Genomic DNA, 25,047 nt, shown 5'->3' with positions numbered 1-25,047 from the left:
GGATGGAGCATCGCGCCCTGCCCGCCCTTCCCGACCGGTTCGAGGCCTGGTTCACCAGCCGCGGCTGGGCGCCTCGCGCCCATCAGCGCGAAATGGTCGCCGCCGCCAACGCCGGAGAGGACGCGCTTCTGATCGCGCCGACCGGCGGGGGCAAGACGCTGGGCGGCTTCCTTCCGAGCCTGATCGATCTGGCCGAAATCGCGGACGCAGGCGGCAAGACCCGCCCTCACCGGCTGCACACGCTCTATCTCTCGCCGCTGAAAGCGCTGAGCCAGGACGTGGCGCGCAATCTGCTGGTTCCGGTCACCGAGATGGGGCTCGACCTCAGGATCGAGACCCGGACCGGCGACACCCCGCAATCCAAACGCGCCCGCCAGCGCGCCCGGCCGCCCGACATCCTTCTGACCACGCCCGAGCAGCTGGCGCTGTTCTGCGCGCAGGAGAACGGCGCGGCCTTCTTCGAACATCTTCAGACCGTGATCGTCGACGAAGTGCACGCGCTGGCGCCCGGAAAGCGCGGCGATCTCCTTTCGCTGGGGCTCGCAACGATCCAGCGCTATGCGCCCCAGGCGCGCCGGGTGGGGCTGTCGGCGACGGTGAAGGACGAGGCGGGCCACGCCCGCTGGCTGAGTGCGCAGACCGGCGAGGCTGCCCGCTTCGCCCGCATCGTGCGCGGCGAAGGCGGCGCGGAGCCCGAGGTGACGATCTGCACGCCGGAAGACCGCATCCCCTGGGCGGGCCATACCGGCCGGCATGCGATCAAGGCGGTCTACGATCTCATCAAGACAGCGAAGACGGCGCTCGTTTTCGTGAACACCCGCAGCCAGGCCGAATTCACCTTCCAGATGCTGTGGAGCGTGAACGAGGACGCGCTTCCCATCGCGCTTCACCACGGCTCACTCAGCGCCGAGCAGCGCCGCAAGGTCGAAGCCGCGATGGCCGAGGGCAGGTTGCGCGGGGTGGTGTGCACCTCCACGCTCGATCTCGGCATCGACTGGGGCGATGTGGATCTTGTGATCCAGATGGGCGCGCCCAAGGGCAGCGCGCGGCTGATCCAGCGGCTGGGCCGGGCCAATCACCGGCTCGACGCGCCCAGCCGGGCGGTGCTGGTGCCCACCAACCGCTTCGAGCATCTCGAATGCCGGGCGGCCAAGGACGCGGTCGCGGAAAAGGCGCTCGACGGCGAACCCTTGCGCGCCGGCGCGCTCGACGCGCTGGCCCAGCACGTGATGGGCCGGGCCTGCGGCGAGCCCTTCGCCGAGGACGATCTGTTCGCCGAGATCACCAGCGCCGCGCCCTACGGCCATCTCGACCGGGCGAGCTTCGACCGGGTGCTCGCCTTCGTCGCGGACGGCGGCTATGCGCTGGGCGGCTATGACCGCTTCAAGCGCATCGTGAAGGGCCGGGACGGGCTGTGGCGCGCACGCTCACGCGACTTCGCCCAGCGCCACCGGATGAATGTCGGCACGATCATCGAAAGCCCGATGCTGGACGTGCGCGTGGTGCGCGGCGGAGGCAAGGATCGGCGCGAGGCGGGATCCGCTTCCGATCGCAACACCGGCGACGGCCGCCGCATGCGCCCCGACTACTCGCTCGCCGCTCTGTCGCGCGGTCTCGCGCCGGCTTCCGTCCGCGCGTCGGAAGCCGCGTCTGCGGGCGGAACCGGACAGGCGCGCCGCATGCGTGCGGGCGGTCCGAAACTCGGCCAGATCGAGGAATGGTTCTGCGATCAGCTGAGCCCCGGCGACACCTTCATCTTCGCCGGCCAGACCCTGCGCTTCGAGGGCGTGCAGGAGACCGACTGCCTGGTCAGCCGGGCGGCCAGCGAGGATCCGAAGGTGCCGAGCTATCAGGGCGGCAAGTTCCCGCTCTCCACCTATCTGGCCGAGCGGGTGCGCAACATGGTTCACGCGCCCCAGAGCTGGTCCGCCCTGCCCGATCAGATCCGCGAATGGCTGGAGATGCAGCAGAAGAAATCCCGCCTGCCCGCCCCGGACCGGCTGCTGGTGGAGACCTTCCCGCGCGGCGGCAAGCATTACCTCGTCTGCTATCCGTTCGAAGGCCGGCTGGCGCACCAGACCCTGGGCATGCTTCTGACCCGGCGCATGGAGCGGGCGGGCTTGCGGCCGCTGGGCTTCGTGGCGAACGAGTACGCCCTGTCGGTCTGGGCGCTCAGCGACATGTCCGGCGCGGACATGGCGGGGCTCTTTTCAGAAGACATGATGGGCGACGATCTCGACGCCTGGCTCGCCGAGAGCGACCTGATGAAACGCACCTTCAGGAACTGCGCAGTGATCGCCGGGCTGATCGAACGGCGCTTTCCGGGCCAGGAAAAGACCGGACGGCAGGTCACCTTCTCGGCCGATCTCATCTACGACGTGCTGCGCGATCACGAGCCCGATCACGTGCTGATGCAGGCCGCCTGGCAGGACGCCGCTAAAGGCCTGCTCGACGTGCGCCGCCTGTCTGACGCGCTGGCGCGGATCGCCGGCCGGATCGACCACGCCGCGCTGACCTGCGTCTCCCCGCTCGCCGTGCCGGTCATGCTCGAGATCGGCCGCGAGGCGGTGCACGGCGAAGCCTCCGACGCGCTTCTGGAGGAAGCGAGCGGAGACCTGATCGCGGACGCGATGGGCGGTTAGCCGCCAGACTCCGCCTGGGGTTCGCCGTACTGGAACGCCTCTTCAAGCCCGACGCCGAACACCTGCGCGATCTGGAACGCGGCTTCCAGAGAGGGCGAGTATTTGTTCTGCTCGATGGCGATGACGGTCTGGCGCGTCATGCCGATCCGGCGGGCGAGCTCGGCCTGGGTCATTTCCCCGGCGTGAAAGCGCAGCTCGCGGATGCGGTTCCTGATCTTCGTCGGCTTGCCCACGCCTCAGCCTCCGAACCGGTAGGCGATGGCGCGCAGCACGGCCTTGGTGATCTCCGCCACGACAAGGCCGGCGAGAATCGTGTGGGCGATCCAGAACGGGTCGAACTCCTTGAGCGCGAGCCCCATGGCGATGATCGCCGCTGCGCCGATGACGTAGCTGGTCTTCGCGTCCGCGCGCATCTCGATCATCCTGTCGCGCTCGTCGGCGTCCTCCTCGTCGTCCTTGCCCACGATCGCGATCAGGATGTGCGCGACGATCCCGCCGGCGACCAGAAAGACGATCGCAGCCAGGAACAGCCCGTCGATCTCCGCGATGCTCGGCGCGCCGGAAAGCGCGACCGGCGTGACGGCCATGAAGTACCAGCCATAGGCCAGCAAGAAGATCGCCAGCATGGCGAGGTTGCTTTTTTCCCGAAACGACATGTCGATCTCCTTTAACTTCATGTCAAAAATTTCTGACATGCGTAGAGGTAAGAGATCTCCGACCTCATGTCAAACATTTCTTACTTGCTAGCGGGAGAGCCGGTCGCGGGCCTCTTCAGCCGCCGCGGCGCGGCTGGTCAGAGCAAGGTCGAACAGGGTCTGGGCCTGCGCCTTGATCGCCGCTTCGAACGCGCCGTTCGTCTCCGCTTCGACGGCGCGGCCCAGCATCGCCTCGGCTTCATCACCGTAAACGGCCGGGTCCAGCGCCAGCAGGTGCAGCGCGAACTGATAGGGGATGGGCGGGCCGGTCTCGGCGGCGGCGGCGGCGCGGAACTGTTCGAGCCCGGTCTCGAGGTCTGCGCCGAAAGTGCCCTCCCCAGCGCGCCGCACGATCTCCAGATGCCAGGCGCCCAGAAGGGCCCGGCCGGCGGGCGAAACAGGATCGAGCTCGATCGCGCGGTCGATCGCCTCGCGGCTGCGGCCCGGCAGGCGGCTGAGCGCGGCGCGGAGCGGATGGGTGTTGCGGCCCTCGATCCCCAGCGCGGCGGCGAGCGCCCGGTGCGCCGGGGCGTAGTCGGGATCAGCGTCGATTGCAGCGCGGGCGTAGCCGGCGGCCTGACGCGCCGCGTCGCGGCGGACTTCGCGCTCTGTGGCCTCGAGCGCGATCCCCACCGGCGCGCGCATGTCCTCGCCCGCCCTCAGCGCCCGCACCTCCCGGTCGAGCCCGAGAACAAGCGGCGACAGCACGGCCTCGGCGGCGAGGGTCTGGCTTGCGGCGTCAGAGCCTGTGCGGCCGAGATTGCGCGCGACCACCCAGTCGCCTCGATCCAGAGCGGCCTGGGGACCGGACTGCGCGGCGCCGTCAGCCGGCGCAGCAAGAAGCAGAAGCAGAACGAAAGCGACGCACCGCATGGGCCGACCTCCGGATACGGAAATAGGGTGGCGGAGACCGCCTCCCAGTCAAACGTACCAGAAGCGTCCGGTGTTGCCGGGCGCGATCAGCGCAACACCCGACCCGCAACCGCGTCGAGCTTTGCGATCATTTCCGGATCGCGGTGTTCGGGCGGGGTCAGAATCGCGAAATCGAGCCCCGTCTCGATGCCCTGCGGGCTCGGCGTACGCTCGGTCTCGGCCAGCGTCCGGGCGAGATGGCCGACAAGCACGTGGGCCGTCTCGGTGTTGGCTTTCATCACCTTCAGGATCGCGGCGACGTCCACATCGTCCTCGGCCGAGCGCCAGCAGTCGTAATCGGTGACCATGCAGACGCTGGCGTAGGGCAGCTCGGCTTCGCGGGCGAGCTTGGCCTCGGGCATGTTGGTCATGCCGATCACGTCGAGCCCCCAGCTGCGATAGAGCGCGCTTTCCGCGCGGGTCGAGAATTGCGGGCCTTCCATGGCGAGATACGTCCCGCCGCGCTTCACCGACGGCGCGCCGGCGGCCTCGGCGGCGTCCGCAGCGAGGGCCGAGAGCCGCTTGCAGACCGGGTCGGCCATGGCCACGTGCGCGACGCAGCCCGGCCCGAAAAAGCTCTTCTCGCGTGCGAACGTGCGGTCGACATACTGGTCGACGACCACGAAGGCGCCCGGCGGCAGCTCCTCCTTCAGCGAGCCGCAGGCCGACAGAGACAGCACGTCTGTGACCCCGGCGCGTTTCAGCGCGTCGATATTGGCCCGGTAGTTGATCTGGCTGGGCGGGATGCGATGGCCTTCGTCATGGCGGGGAAGGAAGACGAGCTCCACGCCTTCCAGCCGGGCGCTGACCAACGGCCCCGACGGTTCGCCCCAGGGGGTGTGCACACGTTCATTGCTGACGTCTTCCAGACCGGGCAGGCCGTAAAGGCCCGACCCGCCGATGATCCCGAGTTTCCAGCTCATTCCCCGCTCCTCCAGAACGCGTCCGGCGCGCCCGCCTGCCAGCGGCTGAGCTCCGCCCAGCCCTCCGCGGCGCGCAGCGCGGTCGCGATGAAGGGCCGTTTGATGGCCTGATAGGCCTCGCGGTCCTTCTTGGTCTTGGTCGCGAGCGCCAGCTTGAACGCGCCGTAATCGCGCCGCGCGGCCGGGTCGTCCCTCAGATAATCGCGCAGCAGGAACGTGTTGCGCGCGCCGGCCCCGCCGTTTCGGCGGACATGGACATGCACCCGGCGTTCGCCCTTGGGCTCGCGGAAATACAGCTTGCGCCAGTCGTCCTCGCCCAGGATCGGGGTCGTGTCCTCATGGGGCGGGTCGCCGATGTTTTCCGGCGCATGGCGGAAGCCCGCCGCCTTCATCCGCGCGATCAGATCCTCGACATCGTCGAAGCGGATGATCAGCGCCTGGATGTCGATCACATCCTTGGCCGCGAGCCCCGGCACCGCGGTCGAGCCCACATGGTCGACGCGCAGGCCCGCCTCGCCCAGCGCGCCGGCCACGCGCTCGGCCCAGTCCAGCCCCTCCTCGGCCCAGCCGGGCTGATAGGGCGTCACCTCGATCGGATCTTTCTTCATCGCCTGCGAGCTTTAGCCGGTCCGTGCGCAAACGAAAACGGGCCGCCTGCGCTGCAGACGGCCCGTCATCGAAAAAGGCGTGGACAGAACGTCCTAGTGCTTCACGCGCGACCAGACCTGACGGTAGGACGCGTAGAGCAGGCCGGCGAGGATCAGAAGGTAGATCATCACCATCAGGCCCATGCGCTTGCGCGCTTCCATGTGCGGCTCGGCCGCCCAGGTCAGGAACTGGACCACGTCGTGGGCCATCTGTTCCGGCGTGGCTTCGGTGCCGTCCTCGAACACCACCAGGTCGGGGTAGAGCTGGGGCGGCATGGCCAGCAGACCGCCGGGGAAGTACGGATTGTAATAGTTGCCCGGACGCACTTCGACGTCGGCGGGAACTTCGTAATCATACCCCAGCAGCAGCGAGTAGATGTACTCCGGCCCGCCCTTGCGCGCCTTAGTGATCACCGACAGGTCGGGCGGATAGGCGCCGCCGTTCGCGGCCCGGCCCTGCTGGACGTTCTCGTAGGGATAGGGGAAATCGTCGGACGGACGGCCGGGGCGTTCGAACATGTCGCCCCATTCGTCGGGCCCGTCTTCGACCATGTATTCCGCCGCGATCGCCCGGACCATCGGGTTGTCGTTCGGGTTGGGGTACTCCTCCATGTAGAAGGGGCCGCCCTCCGAACCGAGATGGCGGAAGTCGAGCTGGGCCAGACCGTGACAGGCCGAGCAGACCTGCTGGTAGATCTGGAAGCCGCGCTGCATGGACGCCCGGTCGAAGGTGCCGAACGGCCCCTCGAACTCCCAGGTGTGCTCGCGGGGCTTCTTGTACTCGCCCGCAGCCCAGGCGACCGGCGCGGCGATCGCAGCCGCGCCCGCCACGGCGAGAAGGAGACGGTGGATGTTCTTCATGTCTCGCTCTCCTATTCGGCAGGCGCCGGAGCGGACGGCTTGTCGGCCGTGCCGCCGGTTTCGGTCTTCCGGCCCGTGCCCAGCACGGAGTCCTCGATCGAGGCCGGACGCGGGGTCGGTTTCTCGATGAAGCCCAGCACCGGCAGGATCACCAGGAAGTAGGCGAAGTAGTAGATCGTCAGGACCCGGCCCATCAGCAGGAAGTCCACGCCGATCGCGCCGAGCACCGGCACTGGATCGTCAGGCAGCTCAGCACCGGCCCAGCCCAGACCCAGGCAGGCGATCAGGAAGAAGCCGAAGAACCACTTGGCCATCGGGCGGTAGCGCATGGAGCGCACCTTGCTGGTGTCCAGCCAGGGCAGGATGAACAGCACCGCAATCGCGCCGAACATCAGGATGACGCCGCCAAGCTTGTCGGGAACGGCCCGCAGGATCGCGTAGAACGGCAGCAGATACCATTCGGGCACGATGTGCGCCGGGGTCACCAGCGGGTCGGCCTCGATATAGTTGTCCGCATGGCCGAGCGCGTCGGGCCAGTAGAAGACGAAGAAGGCGAAGATGATCAGGAAGACCACGATCGCGAAGCCGTCCTTCACCGTGTAGTACGGGTGGAAGGGCAGCGTGTCGTTCTTGGTCTTCACGTTGAGCCCGGTCGGGTTGTTGTTGCCCGGCACGTGCAGCGCCCAGATGTGCAGCCCCACGACGCCCGCGATCAGGAACGGGATCAGGTAGTGCAGCGAGAAGAAGCGGTTCAGCGTCGCGTTGCCGACCGAGAACCCGCCCCACAGCCATTCGGTGACCGGGCCGCCGATCAGCGGCAGCGCGCCGAACAGGTTGGTGATCACCATCGCGCCCCAGTAGGACATCTGGCCCCAGGGCAGCACGTAGCCCAGGAACGCGGCCGCCATCATCAGAAGATAGATGACCACGCCCAGGATCCACAGAAGCTCGCGCGGCGCCTTGTACGAGCCGTAGTACAGGCCGCGGAAGATGTGCAGGTAGACCGCCAGGAAGAACATCGAGGCGCCGTTGGCGTGGATGTTCCGCAGCAGCCAGCCGAAGTTCACGTCACGGTCGATACGCTCGACGGAGTCGAAGGCGTAATCGATGTGCGGCACGTAGTGCATGGCCAGCACGATGCCGGTGATGATCTGCACCATCAGGCAGACGGTCAGGATGCCGCCGAACGTGTACCAGTAGTTCAGGTTACGCGGGGTCGGGAAATCCACGAAGGAGTCCCACCCCATCCGCACGACCGGCAGCCGCGCGTCGAGCCAGCGCGTAAAGCCGGTTTTCGGTTCGTAAGTGCTTGGTCCGCTCATGGAAGGTCTCCTAGCCGAGCCGCAGCGTGGTCGCCGAGATGAAGGTCATCGGCGGCACCGGAAGGTTTTCCGGAGCCGGGCCGCGGCGAATGCGGCCCGACGTGTCGTAGTGAGAGCCGTGGCACGGGCAGAACCAGGCTCCGTATTCACCCGCGCCTTCGGTGGGCACGCAGCCCAGGTGCGTGCAGTTCGCGCTGGTGACCAGCAGCGACGCGCGCAGGGCTTCGTCCACCTGCACGCCCTCGTCGAGGGCGGCGGTCAGGGCGGACCGGTTCTCGTCAGTGGCCGGCGCGCCGGAGTCGATATTGACGTTGCGCGCGTCGTTGTCGGGCAGGCGCGAGACGTCGACGCCGCGGGCGGCCTCGACCTCTGCGGCCGTGCGCCGGCGCACGAAGTGCGGACGTTCTCGGAACATCACGGTCATTTCCGTGCCTTCGTCGAGTTCGCCGATATTCACTTCGGTGGTGGCCGCCGCCAGGGTGTCCGCAGCCGGGTTCATCTGGTCGATGAACGGCCAGACCACGAACGCGCCGCCCACGGCGGTCGCGCCGATGGCCGCGATATGGATGAAGTCCCGGCGGCTGGGTTCCTGCCCGGTCTCCGGATTGTTGGTAACGTCCGTCACGTGCCGACCTCTTGATTGGAACCGTCCGCCGCACGCCCCGTTTTCGAAGCGCCCGTCGGCGGCCATGCCAGACATAGAGCCGGGGCCGCGCGCGACAGTGCGTCGAGCTGACGCACGGGCGCGCGTCGCCCCGCCATCGGCGCGGCTTAGAACGACCCCCGCCGTTTTTCAACCGGATTAGTGCGCGAGGCGGCGTAAAACCGCGCCGCGCGCGACAGCAGGTCGCGCCGGCGGCGGGACGGGCTGATCCTCGCATGAGCGGCGGGATAGCCGGTTGCGGCGTTTTCTGCTTAGCTTCGCGGTCTCCGCCAGCAGCATCCGCCCGGGTTCGCGCACGACGCCTCAAGGTCAGCGGGTTCGGCTTGGATGGAGGACCCGGACGTGACCCACGCAATGGAGTTCGGCGAGTATATGCCGCACGGCATGTGCCTGCTGTGGCAGCCCTGGCTGGTGCTTCTCTGGGCCGGCTCGGACGCGCTGATCTTTCTGTCCTACACGGCCATCCCGATCGCCCTGCTCCTCGTGCTGCGCCAGCGCAAGGACGTGCCCCATAGCGGTCTGGTCGCGCTGTTCGCCTCGTTCATCCTGCTGTGCGGCCTCACCCACCTGATGGGCATCGTGACTCTGTGGTGGCCGATCTACCCGTTCGTCGGCGCGCTGAAGCTCGCGACGGGGCTGGTCTCGCTCGCTACGGCGGTCGTCCTTTTCAGGCTGATTCCGACGCTCGTCCGCCTGCCCTCGCCCGCCGCGATGGAGTTTGCGAACCGGCAGCTGCGCGAGGAGATCGCCGCGCACAAGGAAACGCTCGCCTCGCTCGAAAGCCAGGTGGAGGCGCGCACCGCCGAACTCAAACAGGCCAACGCCATGCTGGCGGTTCAGGCGCGCGAGGCGGTGCATCGCAGCAGCAACCTGCTCGCCGTGGTGTCCTCGCTCGCCAACCAGACCGCCAAGGGCGCCGAGCGCACCGACGAGTTCCTGAGCGCGTTTCTTGCGCGCGTCGCAGCGCTGTCGGACGCGACACGGTCGGTCACCGAAAGCAAGAACCGGTCGTCGACAGGGATCGAGCAGGTCGTCGAAACCCGGCTCGCCGCACTGAAAGACGCCTGGAGCGACCGCGTCTCCATCGAGGGCCCCTCGATCGAGATCTCCCCCGAAGCGGCCCAGCAGCTCAGCCTGGCCCTGCACGAACTCGCCACGAACACCCAGAAATACGGGCTGGGCGTGAACGAGGACGCCCGGGTGCACGTCTCCTGGCGGCTTCACGGCGAGCGCTTCGAACTGATCTGGCGCGAAACAGGCCTGGCCGACGCGGCGACGAATGGCGACGCTGCGCCCGAAGGCTTTGGCACCCAGCTTCTCACGCGCGTCGTGCCGGCGGTGCTGAAAGGATCGGCGAGCAAGGCGGTGGAGGACGGAGACCTCGTCTACCGGCTCGAGGCCGACGCCGACCTGGTCACCGCCCGAGAGGAGGGCGAGGAGTCCGCGCGCATGGCCGCACGGATCGTCGACGACAGTTTCGGCCTCGAACCGCGTTGACACGCTCGGCGACGCGCTAGACCAGCCCCGCCCGCTTCAGTGCGGCTTCGACCGGTTCGAAGCGCTTGCCGGCGCGTTCGTGCACACCGACCGGATCGGCTTCGAACACGTCCGCCCGCAGCCAGGCTTCGGCGACCGGGCCCTCGGCCTCGATCCCGGCGAATTGCGCAGCGCGCTTGACCGTCGCGGCCGGATCGGCGGCGAGATCCTCGTAGGAAATCGTCAGGAACCGGTCGGGAAACAGCGCCTCCCAACGCGCGCAGAGCTTTTCATGGGTGGCGAGCACCCGGGCGATGTCGTCGGGATGGTAAGTCCAGGTCCGCGCCTGAGCGAAGCGCCGCGCATAGATGGCCCAGGCGAGGTCGCGCGGTTCGCGGGTCAGCCTGATGAACTTCGCGGCGGGCAGAGCGAGCCCGGCGACGCCGGCGGACATTTCATTCAGCGTGCTGGGATCGACGACCTTCTTGGGTTCCCGTCCGAAACGCTCGGAAACCCGGTCGAGATAGAAGCGGCCCACCTTGCCGAAAAGGCCCTCGGCTTCGCCAGCCTCGAGCTCTCGGAGAAGCCGGTCGCCGTCCTTGTCGGCGAGGGGCGAAGACGCCAGCCAGAACAAGGCGTTGCGCCGCGGCAGCTTGACTGCGCCCTCACCCGCAGCAAGCACACGGGCGAGCCAGCTCGCGCCGGCCGCCGGCGGGGCGATCAGGAAGACGGGCCGGGAATCGACCAGGCCGGCCTCGTCATGATCGGCGGCGAAACGATCGTCATAGGTCGCTATGATCTGATCCATCGCCCGTTCGTGATGATCGACGTCGAATTCCTGCCCCTCGCGCACGAAGGCCGCGCCCTCGGCGACCCGGCGCGCCGCAAGATCGTGCTGCCCGGTGTCCGAGTAGGCCTTGGCCAGAGCATAGGCGAGAATTCCGCGGTCCCGGGCGGGCGTCTCCGGCGGCCATCCGATTCGGAGCTCCTCCATCTTCAGAAGGATCGGATCTGCATCAGTGAACGTGTAGACCGACGCCAGCCCCTCCCAGGCCAGCGCGTCCTGACCGTTCCTGCTGATCGCCGCAAAAAAAGCCTCGCGCGCCGCATCGATACGCCCGAGCTCAGTCAGAAACCTGCCTCGCCGGCGATGAAGGTCGGCGCGATCCGGGAATCGCGCGATCGCCGCGTCTATGGCGGTCAGCGCGCCTGCATGGTCGCCGGCGCTCGAAAGCATCGAGGCGACCCAGACATGGGACTCGGCGTGCTCGGGCAAGGCCTCGCGCAACGCCTTGGCCGCATCGATCGCGGCGATCTCGTCGCCGGCCTGAAGCGTGATGTCCGCGATCTGTCCCCATTCCCCGCCCAGCGGCGGGTTCTCGGAGACAAGCGCGCGCGCTGCCTCCGACACGGCGAGCATGTCGCCGGACTGAAGCGCGGATTGAAAGCGGTCGAGCGAGTGTGACATCGGCATTGCAAAGCGTTTGTGGAAACAGGCGGCGGACCCTAGCCGCCCGCCCGGCCCGGCGCCAGCATCGAGCGCCGCTCATCGAGGAAAACCCGGATCCGCGTCAGCACGGGGAGCAGGGTCTCGAAATCGACGTCTCGAAGCTCGCCGGCGACGAGGTCGCCGATGGGAGCGAGCGCGGCGACCGCCTCCTCCCGCGCCGCCTCGCCCGCCGGCGTGATCGCGATCCTCCGGACCCGCCGATCGCCCGGATCATGGCGGATCTCGATCAAGGCCTTGGCCGCGAGCTTCTTGACCGTGCTCGTCATCGTCGGCTGCGCCACCTGGAAGGCGTCGGCGAGCTCGCTGACGGTCTCCAGCCGGCGCAGGCGCACCAGCCGGTTCAGCACGCCGAACTGGGCCGGGGTGAGGCCGCCGGTGAGCAGACGGGCGAACGCCGTGTCGGAAAGATGCGCGATCATGGCGATCTCGCTCATCGCCTTGAAGAATGTCGGATCCTCGGGAAGCCCGGCCTCCGCCGCCCCGCCTTCGGTCAGTCGCGCGCGCGTCCCGGTCATGCCGGGGTGATCCGGCTTTCCAGCGGCCATCGCGGCGCGGGCGGCGGCGAAGCGGCGAAGCCCAGCCTGAACAGGCCGTGCACGCGCCCGCCGTCCGGTGCGAGCAGATCATGCGCCCGCCGTAGAAGCGGCCGCATCGGCTCGAACTCCTGAAGGACCTGGCTGAGCGGCTGAAGCGCCAGCCCCTCCCGCGTCGCGTGCAGATGAACGCGCAGCCAGCGCTGGCCTGCGTCCAGCCGGTCGAGCTGGGTGTCGCCCTCGCCGAGCAGCCAGCCGAAGGCCGGGCTCGCCTCGATGGCGGCGAGGTAGAAATCGAGCACCTGACGATACGCCCAGCTGCCGCGCTCGCGCATCGCGGCGCGCGACAGCGTACCGGTCAGCCGCACCGCCTCGATGGCCGGCCCGCTCAGCGAAATGCCGTCCGGGCTGGCGTTCACCTCGTTGGCGCCGATACGGGTGAGATCGACGCTTTCCTCCAGGGTCGGACGATTGGCGTGCTCGATCTCCCAGCCTTCGCGGCAGAGCGATTTCAGCTCCGAGACGCGTTCGGGACGAGCCGTAAATCCGGCCATCGGCTCTGAAAACACACGCGCAAGGACCGCTTCACCGGGAACGGTTCCGGAAAACGGGGTTCGCACCGTCCGCCGATCGAGCACATGGGCGAACAGCGGATCGCGTGCGCCGGCTGCGGCGTGGACTCTCACATGGGCGACCGGACGATCGTCCAGCCGGCCCGCCGGCACGCCGTCCGGAAACGGCGTGATCTCTGCAGCGTAGCCGAGATCGGCCGCGGCCATGCGCAAGAGTTCCAGAAACGCGCCGAAGCCGATGACGATCTGGCGGTCCAGCGGATCGGTCTCAGGCAGCCTTCGATCGAGATCGCAGAAGACGGTCATCGCGTCCGCGCCCTGAAGCGCGATCCGCCAGGGCTGACGATTGTGCGGGCTCGGCGCGAGAACGGCGTAGGACAGCGCATCGAGACGGGGATCGCCGAACCCCGCGCCCGCGGCCGCCCAGGGCGCGCGCGCCGCGTCTGTGGAGGGCGCAAGGACCGCCGTCCCGCCCAGCCCGGCGCCGAGGACGACCGCAGTCGCACCCGCAGCGGTGAGAATGAAACGACGCGTCGGCATATCCGCCTCCTCTCCTTTTACATAGATATCTATGAATATACGAATACAGAAGTCAAGCTCTCCGCCGTTCCCCCGGCGCTTGCCAAATCGGGCGGTGCGCGCTTGTCTCGGCTGTGAAAGTTTTCAAGGACGCGCCATGACCGATCTCGCCCAAGCCGCCCCCGAAACAATGCAGGAGCGCCGCGCCGAGGCGCAGGCCTGGTTTGAATCGCTGCGCGACCGCATCACCGCCCGGTTCGAGGCGCTCGAGGACGCGGCCGATCCGGCGCTCTATCCCGGAGAGGCCGGCCGGTTCGAGCTCACCCCCTGGAAGCGCGGCGACGGAAGCGAGGATCTCGGCGGGGGCGTGATGGGCATCATGCGCGGCCGGCTGTTTGAAAAGGTCGGCGTGCACGTCTCGGCGGTCTACGGCTCGTTCAGCCCCGAATTCGCCGCCCGTGTGCGCGGCGCTAAGGACGATCCGCGCTTCTTCGCCACCGGTATTTCGCTGATCGCGCATATGCGCAATCCGCACGTGCCGGCCGTGCATATGAACACGCGCTACATCACCACCACGCTGAACTGGTTCGGCGGCGGCATGGATCTCAACCCGACCCAGGACTATCAGCGCGACAAGAGCTTCCCCGACACGCAGGACTTCCACGCCGCGGCGAAAAAGGCCTGCGACGCGCATGGCGCGGACTACTGGGAGCGGTTCTCGAAGTGGTGCGACGAGTATTTCTGGCTGAGGCACCGGGCCGAGCCGCGCGGCACCGGCGGAATCTTCTACGATCACCTCGACACCGGCGACTATGAGGCGGACTTCGCGCTCACCCGCGATGTCGGCGAGGCGTTTCTCGACGTCTATCCCAGGATCGTCGAGCGCCGGATGGGCGAACGCTGGACCGACGCGGACCGCCGTGAACAGCTGATCCGCCGCGGCCGCTACGCCGAGTTCAACCTGCTCTACGACCGGGGCACGAAATTCGGGCTGGAGACCGGCGGCAACATCGAGTCCATTCTGTCCTCGATGCCGCCTGAAGCGATCTGGCCCTAAGCTCGGCCCGCCGCCTTATCCGATATCGATGCTGACGGCCGGATTGCGCCCGATCGCGGAGATCAGGATCCGGTCGCGGCGATCGGCGATTTCGTCGAACTCCAGGAAGCCCAGCCCCGGCGTGCGCTCGCCGGTGAGGTCCAGATCTTCGGGCCGGATCTTGTAGCCCACGGCCGTCGAGGGCGTCGGGCCTTCCAGGACCGCGCCGCGCAGCTCGCCCTCGCCCCGGCTGAACAGACTGTAGAAGCCGAGCTGGTGCTCCTGAAGGAAGGACGCCGAGGTCTGGCTTTCTTCAGGCGTGCCGTCGGGAAAGATCAGATCGCGGGCGGCGGCCGAGAGTTCGCTCTCGATCATCTCGGCGAGGGTTTCGGGCGAGAAGTCGGAGGACAGGATCAGCGTGTTCACGCCGCTGGCGGGGATTACATAGCCGCCGCGCACGACGAAACGGTCGCGCGGCTTCCTGATCTCGGCGGCGCGCACGATCGCGCCGTCCTCGTCCAGCCGGACCAGAAGCAGCCGCCGCTCCACATACGCCGGATCGGGCGGCACGATATAGACGCTGTAAAGACCGCTCGCCCGGAAGACCTTCTGGGTGTCTTCCCATTTGAGCTTCTTGTCGTGGTCGTAGGCGAACCGGTAGAGCAGCCCGCCGGTCAGCGTCGACAGCGCCGCGCCGCGCTTGGCGGCCGTGGTTTCCGGCGTCTTGAACGTCGAGGCGGAGACCGGCCTGGGCGTCTCCTCGCCTTCGCCGATCATGCGGACCGGAAACCCGGTTTCCTCAAGGCCTGACTTGCGCAGGAATTTCGCGGCGAGTTCGCGATCCTCAGCCTCGGTCTCGGCCAGGACCTCCTTCAGCGACTTGCGGCGCCGGCCGCCGGCGGGCGCCCGCTGGGCCATGCGTGCGGGCACCTGATCGAGCACGGCCTGCACGATCAGCCAGGCCGGATGTGCCCGTCCGCGCTGATCGCGCTCAGAGGGCGGAATGTCCTGCGGTACGCGGAACGGATTGAGCGCGGCGAACACGTCGCCGATCAGCGTGAAGAAGCCCGACCGCTTTTCCTCGGTCTTGTCTTTTTTCTTCTGCTGCTTGTCGAGAAAGGCGTAGCAGGCGGCCTTGATCCAGCCGCGATCGACATAGCCGAAGGCGGTCATTCGATCGATCGCGCGCTCGAACACCGTCTCAGGGTTCAGCTTGCCCGGCTCGCTCATGCGCCCCCTCCGGCCCGCGCGAGAAGGCTCGCCTTGTCCAGCGTGAATCCGGACTCGATCCATTCGGCTTCAAGCCGGGCGAGCGCTTCGCCCAGAGCCGGGCCGGGCGCGTAGCCGAGCGCGATCAGATCCTTGCCCTTCACAGGAAAGCGCGGCCGGGTCCAGACGCCGGCGGCCTCGATATCGGCGTCCGCGGAGCCCAGCCCTTCGGCCTCGTCGAGCCGCAGGCGCGCGATCACCGCGTCGGCGCCCAGCGCGTAAAGCGCACGGTTTCGAAGCGCAGGGGTCATGCCGGGGCGCAGCGCGCCGGACGGAACCGCTTCGGCGGGTCCGGTCATCGCCTCGGTACGGGCGGTTTCAGCCTTGGACGTTTTCATCACAGCCATCATCGACGCAGTCGCGTCCTCGTCACGTCCCAGCAGCGCGACCAGCCGCAAAAGCGGATCGGCCGCGCGGTTCTTCCCTCGATCAGCGTTAATTATGCCTGCGAAAAGGTTGAAGTCGACCCTTCCGGGCAAGACTTCGTTAAGAATGTGACCTTCGAGCATCGCCCTGACCGCCGCGCGGGGATCGGGCGCGGCCAGGAGCTTCTTGAGCTCCCTCCACACCCGCTCGGCGGACAGGCCGTGCAAGGTCTCGCGCATGGCGACGCACGCCACATGGCCGTCCGGATCGATCGCCCGGCCGTACCAGGCGGTGAAACGGTAGAAGCGCAGGATCCTCAGATGATCCTCGGCGATCCGGTCTTCCGCCCGCCCGATGAAGACGACCCGGCCGGCGCGCGCGTCTTCAACTCCGCCGAACGGGTCGAACAGCGTGCCGTCCGCCCTGGCGTAGATCGCGTTCAGCCTGAAATCGCGCCGTCCGGCGTCCTCTTCCCAGTTCGTGGTGAAGGCGACCACCGCGCGGCGGCCGAAGGTCTCCACGTCCTTGCGCAGGCTGGTGACCTCGAAGGGCTTGCCGCCGCAGACCGCAGTCACCGTGCCGTGCTCGACGCCGGTGGGGATCACCTTGATCCCGGCGGCCTCGAGCTTGGCGGTGGACTGTCCGGGTTCGAGCACGGTGGCGATATCGACGTCGTCGACGGGCGCGCCGATCAGGGCGTTGCGCACGCAGCCGCCGACAAAGCGCGCCCGATCCCCGCCCGGACCGTTCAGCGCCTCCATCACCGCCCGCGTCTCCGGTGCGGTCATCCAGCCGTGCCCGGCCGGATCGAGCCGGTGGGCGGCCTGACCGCTCATCGGGCGGCGGGGTCCTGGCTCGGCGAAGGTTCGCGGTCGTCGAAGCGCCCCGGCCGGACCTCGCCGTCCTGAAGGCGCGGCGGCGTGTAGACCCCGTCGCGCGAGCCGTCCTGAAGCGACAGGATCGCCAGCACCACGAAGGCCGCAGCCGTCGACAGCGAGGCGGTGATGACCAGCGTCCGCGTCGGCGCGCCGCCCGATCCGCCCTTGATGAGATTGTACACCGCCCAGATGACGAAGGGCGCTGCGAACACCAGCACGAGCACCAGGATGAAACGCATCATCGTCCACGCCCCTCCGACCAGCGCGCCGAGAGCGCCTTGAGCATCCCCGCGGTCGCGCCCCAGATATACCGCCCCTTCCACGGCATGGCGTAATAGCGCCTCAGCCGGCCGCGGAATTCGCGCTCTTCCAGCCGGTGATTAACCGGATTCATGAGAAAATCGAACGGGGCGAGAAACACTTCCGCCACCTCTCCGGGATCGGCGGTGAAGTCGAGCGGTCCTTCGGCCAGCCCCAGAAACGGCGTGACCTCGTAGCCGGTCACCGTCTCGTAAGGCTCCCAGCGGCCCAGAAGCTCGATCGCTTCGGGCGGCACGCCGATCTCCTCTTCGGTTTCGCGCAGGGCGCACTCCGCGAGGCTCTCGCGGCCGACATTCAGCCGGCCGCCCGGAAAGCTGACCTGGCCGGCGTGCGCCTGCAGGTGATCGGCCCTCAGCGTGAAGACGAGCTCCAGCGCGTCGCCGGTCCGCACGATCAGCGCCAGCACGGCCGCCGGACGCAAGGGCCGGCCCGTCGGCGAGGGCGCGCCGTTGAGGTCGCCGTCACCGAAGGCGGGCGGGCGGCGTTTGCCGTCGACCGGATCGAGCACGGCTTTCAGGCGCGCGATGACGGCGTCCGCCCCGGCGCGGCGCGCGGCGGCTTCTCCGCTCGCGCCTGTTTCGCTCAGGGATCGTTCGCTCACGCTTTGGGTCCGAGCGGGAAGAACGCGCCGCGGCTCCACACGCCCATCACGGGCGCGCCGTCAGGGCCCTCGCCCTCCACGGCCAGCTCGGCGAGATCGTAGAAGCAGGCCCGGGTGATCAGGGCTTCCAGACGGCCGCGGACATGAACGAAGGGCTCGGGCTCGCCGTCAGGTCCGATCTCGACGCGGAGCGGATGGTCGGGACCGGCGACGACCAGATCGTCCATATTGGTGGCGAAGGCGATGCGCTGATCCTTACCCTCGCCCGCGGCGTCCAGCCTGACGGCGAGGAAGGGCGCGGCTTCGACCACGATTTTGATCTTCTCGACCGGGGTGACGAGATACGTCTCCCCGTCTTGATCCTTCCTGAGGATGCGCGAGAACAGGCGGATCAGCTTCTCCCGGCCGATCCGGCTGCCTTCGTGCCACCAGGAGCCGTCGCGGCGGATGACCATGTCCATCTCGCCGCAATACTCCGGCTCCCAGCGCTCGACGGGCGGATAGCCGCCTTCTCCGCCGCTCTCGGCGGCCTCGATCAGGGACTGCATTGCATTTCGGTCAGGTTCGGGGGTGGCCATGGACACCTTCCGTGGCTGCGGCCATGTTTGGCGTAAACCTCTCTAACGGATGTAAGCCGATGAGCGCCGAGAAGAAAGCCGAAGCCCTCACGCCCGAGCGTCTGGACGCCGCCGCCGAACGCCTGGCCGAGGTCCGGGCCTCGGTCGCCAAGACCGTGATCGGGCTCGAGACCGTGGTCGAGCAGGCGCTGGCGGTGATCCTGTCGGGCGGGCACGGCCTGCTCGTCGGCGCGCCGGGGCTCGCAAAGACCCGGCTCGTGCACACGCTCGCCATCGTCACCGGGCTCGACGACAAGCGGGTGCAGTTCACCCCCGACCTGATGCCGGCCGACATCCTGGGTTCCGAGGTCCTCGATCAGGCCGCCGACGGCTCGCGCCAGTTCCGCTTCGTGCCGGGGCCGGTGTTCTGCCGGCTTCTGATGGCCGACGAGATCAACCGGGCGAGCCCGCGCACCCAGGCCGCGCTTCTGCAGGCCATGCAGGAAGGCCATGTCACCGTCGCCGGTCAGCGCCACGACCTGCCCAGACCCTTCCACGTGCTGGCGACGCAGAACCCGATCGAGCAGGAAGGCACCTATCCGCTGCCCGAAGCCCAGCTCGACCGCTTCCTGATGCAGATCGACGTGCCCTATCCCAGCCGCGAGGAAGAGCGCGCCATCCTTCTCGCCACGACCGGGGTGGGCGAAGATCAGTCCCACACGGTGCTGAGCCCTGAGGAGATCATGGATCTGCAGCACGTCGTGCGCGCCATGCCGGTCGGCGAAAAGGTCACCGACGCCATTCTCGACCTGCTCGAACGCGCCCGGCCCGACCGGTCCAGCGACGCCCAAGTCCGCGAGGCGGTCGCCTGGGGTCCCGGCCCGCGCGCCGGCCAGGCGCTGATGCTGGCGGTTCGGGCGCGCGCGCTGCTGCAGGGCCGGCTCGCCCCGTCGACCGAAGACGTCGCCGCGCTTGCGGGCCCCGTGCTCAAGCACCGCATGGCGATCAGCTTCGCCGCCCGCGCCGACGGGCTCAGCGTGGACGCGCTCGTCGCCCGGCTCGCCAGCGAGGCAGCTTGATCGTCCATGGCTGAACCCCGCGCCGTCACATTGCGCCGGGAAGGCGAGCGCGCCGCGTCGCGCTTTCCCGCGCTTCTGGCCGAATCGGAGACGATCGCCGCCAGCGTGGCGCACGGCGTGCACGGCCGGCGCAGGCCCGGTTCAGGCGAAACCTTCTGGGAATACCGCCGCCATCGTCCCGAGGACGGCGCGCGCGGCGTGGACTGGCGGCGCTCTGCGCGCGGCGACCAGCTTTTCGTGCGCGAAACCGAGCATGAGGCGGCCAACGCCGTCTTTCTCTGGCGCGACGGCGAGGCGGGCATGCGCACCGGCTCGTCCGGCGTTCCGCTGAAGCGCGACCGTGCGGCGGTCTGCCTGATCGCGCTGGCGAGCCTGCTTCATCGCGGCGGGGAGCGCATGGCGGCGCTGGGCGAGACCGGGCGCGCGCGCGGCGGGCGGACAGGGCTCGAACTCACCGCCCGCGCGCTGGCCGACGGCCCTGGCGCTTCGGCGTCGGTCGAGGCGCCTGACCTGCCGCGACACGCCCGTGTCGTGCTCGCGAGCGATTTTCTTGACCCGCCGGAAACCTGGGAGGCGCGCCTCAAAGCGCTGTCGGCCGCCGGTGCGCGCGGGGTCATGCTGCGCGTCATCGACCCGGCCGAAGAGGACTTCCCCTTCGAAGGCCGCACCCGCTTCCGCTTCGATCTAGCAGGAGAGCCGCTTCTGTTCGGCCGGGCGCAGGATGCGCGGACCGCCTATCACAGGCTCTGGGCCGAGCATGGCGAGCGACTGGCTGATCTGTCGCGCCGTTCCGGCTTCGTGATGGTGACCCACCGCACAGACCGGCCTGCGGCGAGCGCGGTGCTGGCGCTTCATCAGGCGGTGTCGGGAGCGGTCTGATGCTGAGCCTGGGACCGCTCGCCTTCGGCGCGCCTCTGGCGCTTCTGGGTCTCCTGGCCCTGCCGCTTCTGTGGATGCTGCTGCGCGCCACCCCGCCGGCGCCGAGAGAGGTCGCCTTCGCGCCGCTCCGCCTTCTGCAGCGTCTGGCGCGCACGCCGGAAACGCCCGAGGCGACTCCGTGGTGGCTGGTCATTCTGAGGCTGCTGCTCGCCGCGTTGGCGATCCTGGCGCTGGCCCGGCCCGTCCTGCAGCCCGAGCCCGCCACGCTGGGCGAGGCGCCGCTTCTGGTCATCGTCGACGACGGCTGGGCCGGCGCTCAGACCTGGTCCGCCCTGTCGGACGCGGCGCGCGTGAGGCTGGAAGCGGCGCGCGCGGACGGCCGGGACGCGGCGCTTCTGTTCACCGCCGCACCGCCCGGCGCGGCGCCGCTTGAATTTGGCGACGCGTCGAACGCCCTCTCGCGCCTGGCCGCGCACGACCCCCGGCCCTGGCCTGCGGACCGGACGCGCGCCGCAGACCGCCTTGCCGCGGCGCTGTCTGAAGACGGCGCGCCGCGCCGGATCGAGACTGTCTGGCTGGCCGACGGGCTTTCCGGCGAAGGCGAAGCGGAGCTGTCGCGGACCGCTTCGGCGCGCGGCGCGCTGCGCGTGCTGCTGCCGCCGGCCTCGGACAGCGTGCTCGGCCTCACCGCTATCGAGGCGAGCCCTGACGGATTCACCGCCGTCGTGCGCCGCGCCAACCCCGAGATCGGCGCGCCGGTCTCCGCCATCGCTCTGGGCGCGGACGGGCGGGCGATCGCGCGTGCGACCGGCGCGTTCGAGCCCGGCGAGACCGAAGCCCGGCTGGAAGCCCGCCTGCCGCTCGATCTCAGAAACCGCATCGCCCGGGTCGAGGTGGAAGGCGCGCGCTCGGCCGGCCTCGTGCACCTGACCGGCGACCGCTGGCTCAGGCCGCGTGTGGGCCTGATCGGCGGGGCGGGCGAAGACGCCCAGCCGCTGCTTTCCGACCTTCACTACGCCCGCGAGGCGCTGTCGGGCTCGGCCGAGCTTGTGACAGGGGACCTCGAAACCGTGCTCGCCGCCGAACCCGCCGCTCTTGTGCTGACCGACGCCGCCCGCGCCGACGCGCCGGAGATCGAACGCTTCGCCGAAGCGGGCGGGCTCGTCCTGCGCTTCGCCGGACCGCGCCTGGCCGCGAACCCGGACGGGATACTGCCCGTGCGGCTGAGGACCGGCGGCCGGCTCTTCGGCGGCGCGCTCGCCTGGGACGATCCGCAAGGCCTCGCAGCGTTTCCCGAGGACAGCCCGTTCGCAGGGCTCAGGGCCAGCGGCGAGGTCGAGATCCGCCGTCAGGTGCTCGCCGAGCCCGGCCCGGCGCTGGACGCGCGGGTCTGGGCCCGGCTCGAGGACGGCACGCCGCTGGTGACCGCCGAGCGGCGCGGCGACGGCTGGGTGGTGCTGTTTCACGTCACCGCCGGACCGGACTGGTCCTCGCTGCCGCTTTCAGGCCTTTACCCGGCCATGCTCGAACGCACGCTGGCCCTGTCGGGCGGATCGCGCGCCCCCGCGCCTACGGGCGGCGCCTGGCGGCTCGAAGCCATGCTGGACGGATCGGGCGCGCTGACCGAACCCTCCGACGCGGCCCAGCCCATCCCGTCCGACGCCTTCTCTCAGGCGCGCGCCAGCGCGGAGACCCCGCCGGGACTCTGGACGCTCGGTGCGGCGAGCGCCGCGCTCAACACGCTGCAGCCCGGCGACACGTTGCAGCCCATGGCCCGCACGCTGCCCGGTGCGGTGATCGAGACGCGGGGGGAGACCCGCGAGATTCGCTTCGCCGGTCCGCTTCTGGTGCTCGCCGCGCTATTGCTGATCGCCGATACGCTGATCGGGCTCGTGCTCTCGGGCCGGATGCCGAAACTGCCCCGGACAGGCGCTGCGGCAGCGATGCTCGCCGCGCCGCTCCTCGCGATCGCGGCCCAGGGCGAGGCGGCCGCGCAGGACAGCGCCGCCGCCCATGGCGCGCTCGACGTCCGCTTCGGCTATGTCCTGACAGGCGATGCGCGCACCGACGCGATCAGCCGGGCGGGCCTGTCAGGCCTCAGCCGGGAGAGCACGCGCAGGAGCGCCGTAGAGCCCGCCGAGCCGGTGGGCGTGACCATCGAAACCGACGAGATCCTGTTCTACCCGCTGATCTACTGGCCGGTCAGCGAGACCGCGCCACCCCTGTCCGAAGCGGCCGCGGCCAAGGTCGGCGACTATCTTCAGGAAGGCGGGCTCATCGTCTTCGACACCCGCGACGGCGGGATCGGACGGCCCGGCGACGCGCCCCATCCCGGGCTGGTGCGCATTCTCGACGCGATCGACGTGCCGCCCCTGCAGCCCGTGCCCGACGATCACGTGATCGGCCGCGCCTTCTACCTGCTCGACGATTATCCGGGCCGTTTCCCCGGCGGGCAGGTCTGGGTGGAGGCGATCCCCGAAGGCTCGGCGCGCGACGGGGTCTCCGGCGTGGTGATCGGATCGGCGGACTGGGCCTCGGCCTGGGCGCTCGATGAGGAAGGACGGCCGCTGGCGCCGGTCGAGGGCGGGGAGTACCAGCGCGAGCTGTCGATCCGCTTCGGCGTCAATCTCGCCATGTACGCCCTGACCGGAAACTACAAGGCCGACCAGGTCCACGTGCCGGCCATTCTCGAGCGGCTGGGGCGGGACTGATGAACGCGGCCAGCCTCGACCTCTCTCCGCTCATCGCCCCGGCGTTCATCGCAGCGCTGGCGATCCTGGCGCTCGCGGTGTGCGGCTTCGCTGCAGTGCGTGGCCTCAAGGGCTGGATCTGGCGCGGGCTCGCCGCCTTGCTCATCGCCGCAGCGCTCGCCAACCCGGCGCTGGTGCGCGAATTGCGCGAACCGCTGAGCGACATCGCCCTTCTGATCCTCGACGATTCGATCTCGATGGAGGTCGGCGAACGCACCGCCCAGGCCGACGCGGTCCGCGCCGCGCTCGAAGACGCCGCGGCGCGCGACGAGACGCTGGAACTCGTCACCGTCAGCGGCGGGCGGGACGCGGACGGCACGCGCCTGGCCGATCCGCTGCGCGAAGGGCTGGGCCGGGTCCCGCGCGAGCGCCTCGCCGGTGTGGTCGTGGTCAGCGACGGGCAGACCCATGACGGCGCGCTGGAGGCGGAGAATTTCGGTCTCGACGTGCCCGTCCACCATCTGCTCGCCGGCGATCCGGCCGCAGGCGACCGCCGGCTCGTGGTTTCCGAAGCGCCCCGATACGGGCTGGTGGGCGAGTTCGTCACCTTCACCGTCCGCGTCGAGGACGACACCGAAGCGGCCGGCAGCGCCGAGGTCAGCCTGTCGGTGGACGGCGGCCCGCCCGTGCGCGAGCGCCTCGCCATCGGCCGGGACGTGCAGGTGCGCGCACGGCTCGATAATCGCGGACCCAACACCGTTCAGATCGAGGTCGAGCCCGGCCGGCAGGAGCTGAGCCTTGTGAACAACCGCGCCGCGGTCAGCGTCACCGGCGTCCGCGACCGGCTGCGCGTGCTTCTGGTCACCGGCGAGCCGCATAACGGCGCGCGCGCCTGGCGCAATCTTCTGAAATCCGACCCCGGCGTCGATCTCGTCCACTTCACCATTCTGCGCCCGCTGGACAAGGACGACAGCGTACCCGCCGACGAGCTGGCGCTGATCGCCTTTCCGGTCTTCGAGCTGTTCCAGCTGAGGCTGAACGAGTTCGATCTGGTCATCTTCGACCGCTACCGGCGGCGCGGCATTCTGCGCCCGCTCTATTTTGACAATATCGCCCGCTATGTCGAAGGCGGCGGCGCGCTTCTGGTGACCACCGGTCCGCCCTTCGCCGGACCTGAAAGCGTGGCGCGCTCGCCGCTGGCCTCGGTCCTGCCCGCCACGCCGGACGGCACGATCGAGGAAGGCGCGTTCACGCCCGAGATCAGCGCGGCCGGCCAGCGCCATCCGGTGACCGCGCCGATGTCCGGCCAGGAAGAAAGCTGGGGGCCCTGGTATCGCCGCATCGGCGCGCGTGCGGTCGCGGGCGAGACCCTGCTTGAGAGCCCTGACGGCGATCCCCTGCTCACGCTCGCCCGCGCCGGGGAAGGCCGCGCGGCGATCCTTCTGTCCGATCAGGCCTGGCTCTGGGCGCGCGGCCATGAAGGCGGCGGGCCGCATGACGAGCTGTTCCGCCGGGTCGCGCACTGGCTGATGGGCGAACCCGAACTCGACGAGGAACGGCTGAGCGCTCAGGTCTCCGACGGCGCGCTGGAAGCGGTGCGCACGACGCTGGCTGAAACCGCTCCGCCGCTGGTCGTCGAATGGCCGTCCGGCGCGGTCGAGACGCTGGACATGAGCGAGACCGCGCCGGGCCGGTTCACAGCCCGCACAGAGGCCGACGAGCTGGGCCTCGTGCGCCTTCGTTCGGGCGATCTCACCGCCGTGGTCGCCTCGGGCCCGCTCAATCCACGCGAATACGCAGACCTGCGCCCCGATCCCGAAGGGCTCGCCGGCCTCGTCGATCCGACGGGCGGCGGCGTGTTCAGGCTGGCCTCCGGCGGACCGCCGCAGATCCGGCGGGTGAACGAGAACGCCGACGCAGGAGGGCGGGGCTGGCTGGGGCTGGAGCGGCGCGGCGCCTACCGGGTGACCGACGCAGAGCGCACCCCGCTCGCGCCGGGCCTTCTGATCGCCGCGCTGATCCTGGGGCTCCTCGCCGGCGCCTGGCGCAGGGAGGGCGGCTGATCTTTTCCCAGACGGCAAGACTGAGCCGCTTT

Annotated in this window: 23 protein-coding genes; 7 read left to right on the top strand and 16 right to left on the bottom strand. The window is 69.3% G+C overall.

Translation table 11 applies throughout. The features are described 5' to 3' along the window. Positions 1-2: 2 nt before the first annotated feature. Positions 3-2,642 (top strand): ligase-associated DNA damage response DEXH box helicase, encoded by a 2,640-nt coding sequence (locus ABL308_09015; GenBank protein ID XBQ15101.1) that lies wholly within the window; start codon positions 3-5, stop codon positions 2,640-2,642. Here the strand turns inward: ABL308_09015 and ABL308_09010 are convergent. The 8 genes from ABL308_09010 to petA all read right to left on the bottom strand — a co-directional run bounded on the left by ABL308_09010 (position 2,639) and on the right by petA (position 8,627). Beyond that, positions 2,639-2,875, bottom strand: coding sequence for a helix-turn-helix transcriptional regulator (locus tag ABL308_09010; GenBank protein XBQ15100.1), 237 nt, complete (start codon positions 2,873-2,875; stop codon positions 2,639-2,641). The genes ABL308_09015 and ABL308_09010 overlap by 4 nt on opposite strands. Positions 2,876-2,878: 3 nt before the next feature. Continuing rightward, positions 2,879-3,298 (bottom strand): hypothetical protein, encoded by a 420-nt coding sequence (locus tag ABL308_09005; protein XBQ15099.1) that lies wholly within the window; start codon positions 3,296-3,298, stop codon positions 2,879-2,881. An 87-nt stretch (positions 3,299-3,385) separates the two neighbouring features. Beyond that, on the bottom strand, positions 3,386-4,210 hold the full coding sequence (locus tag ABL308_09000) for a hypothetical protein (protein XBQ15098.1): 825 nt from the start codon (positions 4,208-4,210) through the stop codon (positions 3,386-3,388). Positions 4,211-4,296: 86 nt separating this feature from the next. Beyond that, on the bottom strand, positions 4,297-5,172 hold the full coding sequence (locus ABL308_08995; GenBank protein ID XBQ15097.1) for an S-methyl-5'-thioadenosine phosphorylase: 876 nt from the start codon (positions 5,170-5,172) through the stop codon (positions 4,297-4,299). Then, a complete protein-coding gene (locus tag ABL308_08990) occupies positions 5,169-5,780 on the bottom strand; it encodes a GrpB family protein (protein ID XBQ15096.1) in 612 nt (203 codons plus the stop codon). The genes ABL308_08995 and ABL308_08990 overlap by 4 nt, the downstream gene beginning before the upstream one ends. 93 nt (positions 5,781-5,873) lie before the next feature. Further along, on the bottom strand, positions 5,874-6,680 hold the full coding sequence (locus tag ABL308_08985) for a cytochrome c1 (protein ID XBQ15095.1): 807 nt from the start codon (positions 6,678-6,680) through the stop codon (positions 5,874-5,876). 11 nt (positions 6,681-6,691) lie between these two features. Further along, positions 6,692-8,002 carry a cytochrome b/b6 gene (locus tag ABL308_08980; GenBank protein ID XBQ15094.1) on the bottom strand — a complete coding sequence of 437 codons (1,311 nt, stop codon included), beginning with the start codon at positions 8,000-8,002 and terminating at the stop codon, positions 6,692-6,694. 10 nt (positions 8,003-8,012) lie between these two features. Continuing rightward, positions 8,013-8,627, bottom strand: a complete 615-nt coding sequence (gene petA, locus ABL308_08975) for a ubiquinol-cytochrome c reductase iron-sulfur subunit (GenBank protein ID XBQ15093.1) — start codon at positions 8,625-8,627, stop codon at positions 8,013-8,015. Positions 8,628-9,008: 381 nt separating this feature from the next. On the opposite strand from petA, the gene ABL308_08970 reads away from it, so the two are divergent. Further along, positions 9,009-10,163 (top strand): sensor histidine kinase, encoded by a 1,155-nt coding sequence (locus tag ABL308_08970; GenBank protein ID XBQ15092.1) that lies wholly within the window; start codon positions 9,009-9,011, stop codon positions 10,161-10,163. A 16-nt stretch (positions 10,164-10,179) separates the two neighbouring features. Here the strand turns inward: ABL308_08970 and ABL308_08965 are convergent, their stop codons facing one another. Genes ABL308_08965 through ABL308_08955 form a run of 3 tightly spaced genes read right to left on the bottom strand, consistent with a single transcriptional unit; the run spans position 10,180 to position 13,297 of the window. Then, positions 10,180-11,616 (bottom strand): sulfotransferase, encoded by a 1,437-nt coding sequence (locus ABL308_08965; GenBank protein ID XBQ15091.1) that lies wholly within the window; start codon positions 11,614-11,616, stop codon positions 10,180-10,182. Positions 11,617-11,648: 32 nt separating this feature from the next. Beyond that, entirely contained in the window at positions 11,649-12,167 is a 519-nt protein-coding gene (locus ABL308_08960; GenBank protein ID XBQ15090.1) for a MarR family transcriptional regulator, read from the bottom strand. Then, positions 12,164-13,297 carry a twin-arginine translocation pathway signal protein gene (locus ABL308_08955; protein ID XBQ15089.1) on the bottom strand — a complete coding sequence of 378 codons (1,134 nt, stop codon included), beginning with the start codon at positions 13,295-13,297 and terminating at the stop codon, positions 12,164-12,166. The genes ABL308_08960 and ABL308_08955 overlap by 4 nt, the downstream gene beginning before the upstream one ends. 136 nt (positions 13,298-13,433) lie before the next feature. Between ABL308_08955 and hemF the strand changes: the two genes are divergently transcribed. After that, positions 13,434-14,333, top strand: coding sequence for an oxygen-dependent coproporphyrinogen oxidase (gene hemF, locus ABL308_08950; GenBank protein XBQ15088.1), 900 nt, complete (start codon positions 13,434-13,436; stop codon positions 14,331-14,333). A gap of 15 nt (positions 14,334-14,348) precedes the next feature. On the opposite strand, the gene ABL308_08945 is transcribed toward hemF, so the two are convergent. The 5 genes from ABL308_08945 to ABL308_08925 are packed head-to-tail and all read right to left on the bottom strand — an operon-like array spanning position 14,349 to position 18,325. Further along, complete coding sequence (locus tag ABL308_08945) at positions 14,349-15,542, bottom strand: hypothetical protein (GenBank protein XBQ15087.1); 1,194 nt, start codon at positions 15,540-15,542, stop codon at positions 14,349-14,351. Continuing rightward, positions 15,539-16,783, bottom strand: coding sequence for a CCA tRNA nucleotidyltransferase (locus tag ABL308_08940; protein XBQ15086.1), 1,245 nt, complete (start codon positions 16,781-16,783; stop codon positions 15,539-15,541). The genes ABL308_08945 and ABL308_08940 overlap by 4 nt, the downstream gene beginning before the upstream one ends. Then, positions 16,780-17,067: a hypothetical protein gene (locus ABL308_08935; GenBank protein ID XBQ15085.1), complete on the bottom strand. Its 288-nt coding sequence runs from the start codon at positions 17,065-17,067 to the stop codon at positions 16,780-16,782. The genes ABL308_08940 and ABL308_08935 overlap by 4 nt, the downstream gene beginning before the upstream one ends. Continuing rightward, positions 17,064-17,747 (bottom strand): CoA pyrophosphatase, encoded by a 684-nt coding sequence (locus ABL308_08930; protein ID XBQ15084.1) that lies wholly within the window; start codon positions 17,745-17,747, stop codon positions 17,064-17,066. The genes ABL308_08935 and ABL308_08930 overlap by 4 nt, the downstream gene beginning before the upstream one ends. Then, complete coding sequence (locus ABL308_08925) at positions 17,744-18,325, bottom strand: DUF1285 domain-containing protein (protein XBQ15083.1); 582 nt, start codon at positions 18,323-18,325, stop codon at positions 17,744-17,746. The genes ABL308_08930 and ABL308_08925 overlap by 4 nt, the downstream gene beginning before the upstream one ends. A gap of 59 nt (positions 18,326-18,384) precedes the next feature. Between ABL308_08925 and ABL308_08920 the strand changes: the two genes are divergently transcribed. The 4 genes from ABL308_08920 to ABL308_08905 are packed head-to-tail and all read left to right on the top strand — an operon-like array spanning position 18,385 to position 25,015. After that, on the top strand, positions 18,385-19,383 hold the full coding sequence (locus ABL308_08920; protein XBQ15082.1) for a MoxR family ATPase: 999 nt from the start codon (positions 18,385-18,387) through the stop codon (positions 19,381-19,383). A gap of 6 nt (positions 19,384-19,389) precedes the next feature. Beyond that, the gene (locus ABL308_08915) at positions 19,390-20,262 is read left to right on the top strand and encodes a DUF58 domain-containing protein (GenBank protein ID XBQ15081.1); all 873 of its coding nucleotides are present in this window, start codon (positions 19,390-19,392) and stop codon (positions 20,260-20,262) included. After that, positions 20,262-22,973 carry a DUF4159 domain-containing protein gene (locus tag ABL308_08910; protein ID XBQ15080.1) on the top strand — a complete coding sequence of 904 codons (2,712 nt, stop codon included), beginning with the start codon at positions 20,262-20,264 and terminating at the stop codon, positions 22,971-22,973. Before ABL308_08915 ends, ABL308_08910 begins: the two co-directional genes overlap by 1 nt. Then, on the top strand, positions 22,973-25,015 hold the full coding sequence (locus tag ABL308_08905) for a hypothetical protein (protein XBQ15079.1): 2,043 nt from the start codon (positions 22,973-22,975) through the stop codon (positions 25,013-25,015). Before ABL308_08910 ends, ABL308_08905 begins: the two co-directional genes overlap by 1 nt. The last annotated feature ends 32 nt before the right edge of the window (positions 25,016-25,047 follow it).

The organism is Oceanicaulis sp. (genome assembly GCA_040112665.1).
Lineage (GTDB): Bacteria > Pseudomonadota > Alphaproteobacteria > Caulobacterales > Maricaulaceae > Oceanicaulis.
This window is presented reverse-complemented; position numbering and strand designations above follow the sequence as displayed.

Excerpts from the sequence above, each read along its gene's own strand:
- ABL308_09015 (XBQ15101.1), top strand. The coding sequence starts at position 3 with ATGGAGCATCGCGCCCTGCCCGCCCTTCCCGACCGGTTCGAGGCCTGG.
- ABL308_09005 (XBQ15099.1), bottom strand. The coding sequence starts at position 3,298 with ATGTCGTTTCGGGAAAAAAGCAACCTCGCCATGCTGGCGATCTTCTTG.
- ABL308_09000 (XBQ15098.1), bottom strand. The coding sequence starts at position 4,210 with ATGCGGTGCGTCGCTTTCGTTCTGCTTCTGCTTCTTGCTGCGCCGGCT.
- ABL308_08995 (XBQ15097.1), bottom strand. The coding sequence starts at position 5,172 with ATGAGCTGGAAACTCGGGATCATCGGCGGGTCGGGCCTTTACGGCCTG.
- ABL308_08990 (XBQ15096.1), bottom strand. The coding sequence starts at position 5,780 with ATGAAGAAAGATCCGATCGAGGTGACGCCCTATCAGCCCGGCTGGGCC.
- ABL308_08985 (XBQ15095.1), bottom strand. The coding sequence starts at position 6,680 with ATGAAGAACATCCACCGTCTCCTTCTCGCCGTGGCGGGCGCGGCTGCG.
- ABL308_08980 (XBQ15094.1), bottom strand. The coding sequence starts at position 8,002 with ATGAGCGGACCAAGCACTTACGAACCGAAAACCGGCTTTACGCGCTGG.
- ABL308_08965 (XBQ15091.1), bottom strand. The coding sequence starts at position 11,616 with ATGCCGATGTCACACTCGCTCGACCGCTTTCAATCCGCGCTTCAGTCC.
- ABL308_08960 (XBQ15090.1), bottom strand. The coding sequence starts at position 12,167 with ATGACCGGGACGCGCGCGCGACTGACCGAAGGCGGGGCGGCGGAGGCC.
- ABL308_08955 (XBQ15089.1), bottom strand. The coding sequence starts at position 13,297 with ATGCCGACGCGTCGTTTCATTCTCACCGCTGCGGGTGCGACTGCGGTC.
- hemF (XBQ15088.1), top strand. The coding sequence starts at position 13,434 with ATGACCGATCTCGCCCAAGCCGCCCCCGAAACAATGCAGGAGCGCCGC.
- ABL308_08945 (XBQ15087.1), bottom strand. The coding sequence starts at position 15,542 with ATGAGCGAGCCGGGCAAGCTGAACCCTGAGACGGTGTTCGAGCGCGCG.
- ABL308_08940 (XBQ15086.1), bottom strand. The coding sequence starts at position 16,783 with ATGAGCGGTCAGGCCGCCCACCGGCTCGATCCGGCCGGGCACGGCTGG.
- ABL308_08935 (XBQ15085.1), bottom strand. The coding sequence starts at position 17,067 with ATGATGCGTTTCATCCTGGTGCTCGTGCTGGTGTTCGCAGCGCCCTTC.
- ABL308_08925 (XBQ15083.1), bottom strand. The coding sequence starts at position 18,325 with ATGGCCACCCCCGAACCTGACCGAAATGCAATGCAGTCCCTGATCGAG.
- ABL308_08920 (XBQ15082.1), top strand. The coding sequence starts at position 18,385 with ATGAGCGCCGAGAAGAAAGCCGAAGCCCTCACGCCCGAGCGTCTGGAC.
- ABL308_08915 (XBQ15081.1), top strand. The coding sequence starts at position 19,390 with ATGGCTGAACCCCGCGCCGTCACATTGCGCCGGGAAGGCGAGCGCGCC.
- ABL308_08910 (XBQ15080.1), top strand. The coding sequence starts at position 20,262 with ATGCTGAGCCTGGGACCGCTCGCCTTCGGCGCGCCTCTGGCGCTTCTG.
- ABL308_08905 (XBQ15079.1), top strand. The coding sequence starts at position 22,973 with ATGAACGCGGCCAGCCTCGACCTCTCTCCGCTCATCGCCCCGGCGTTC.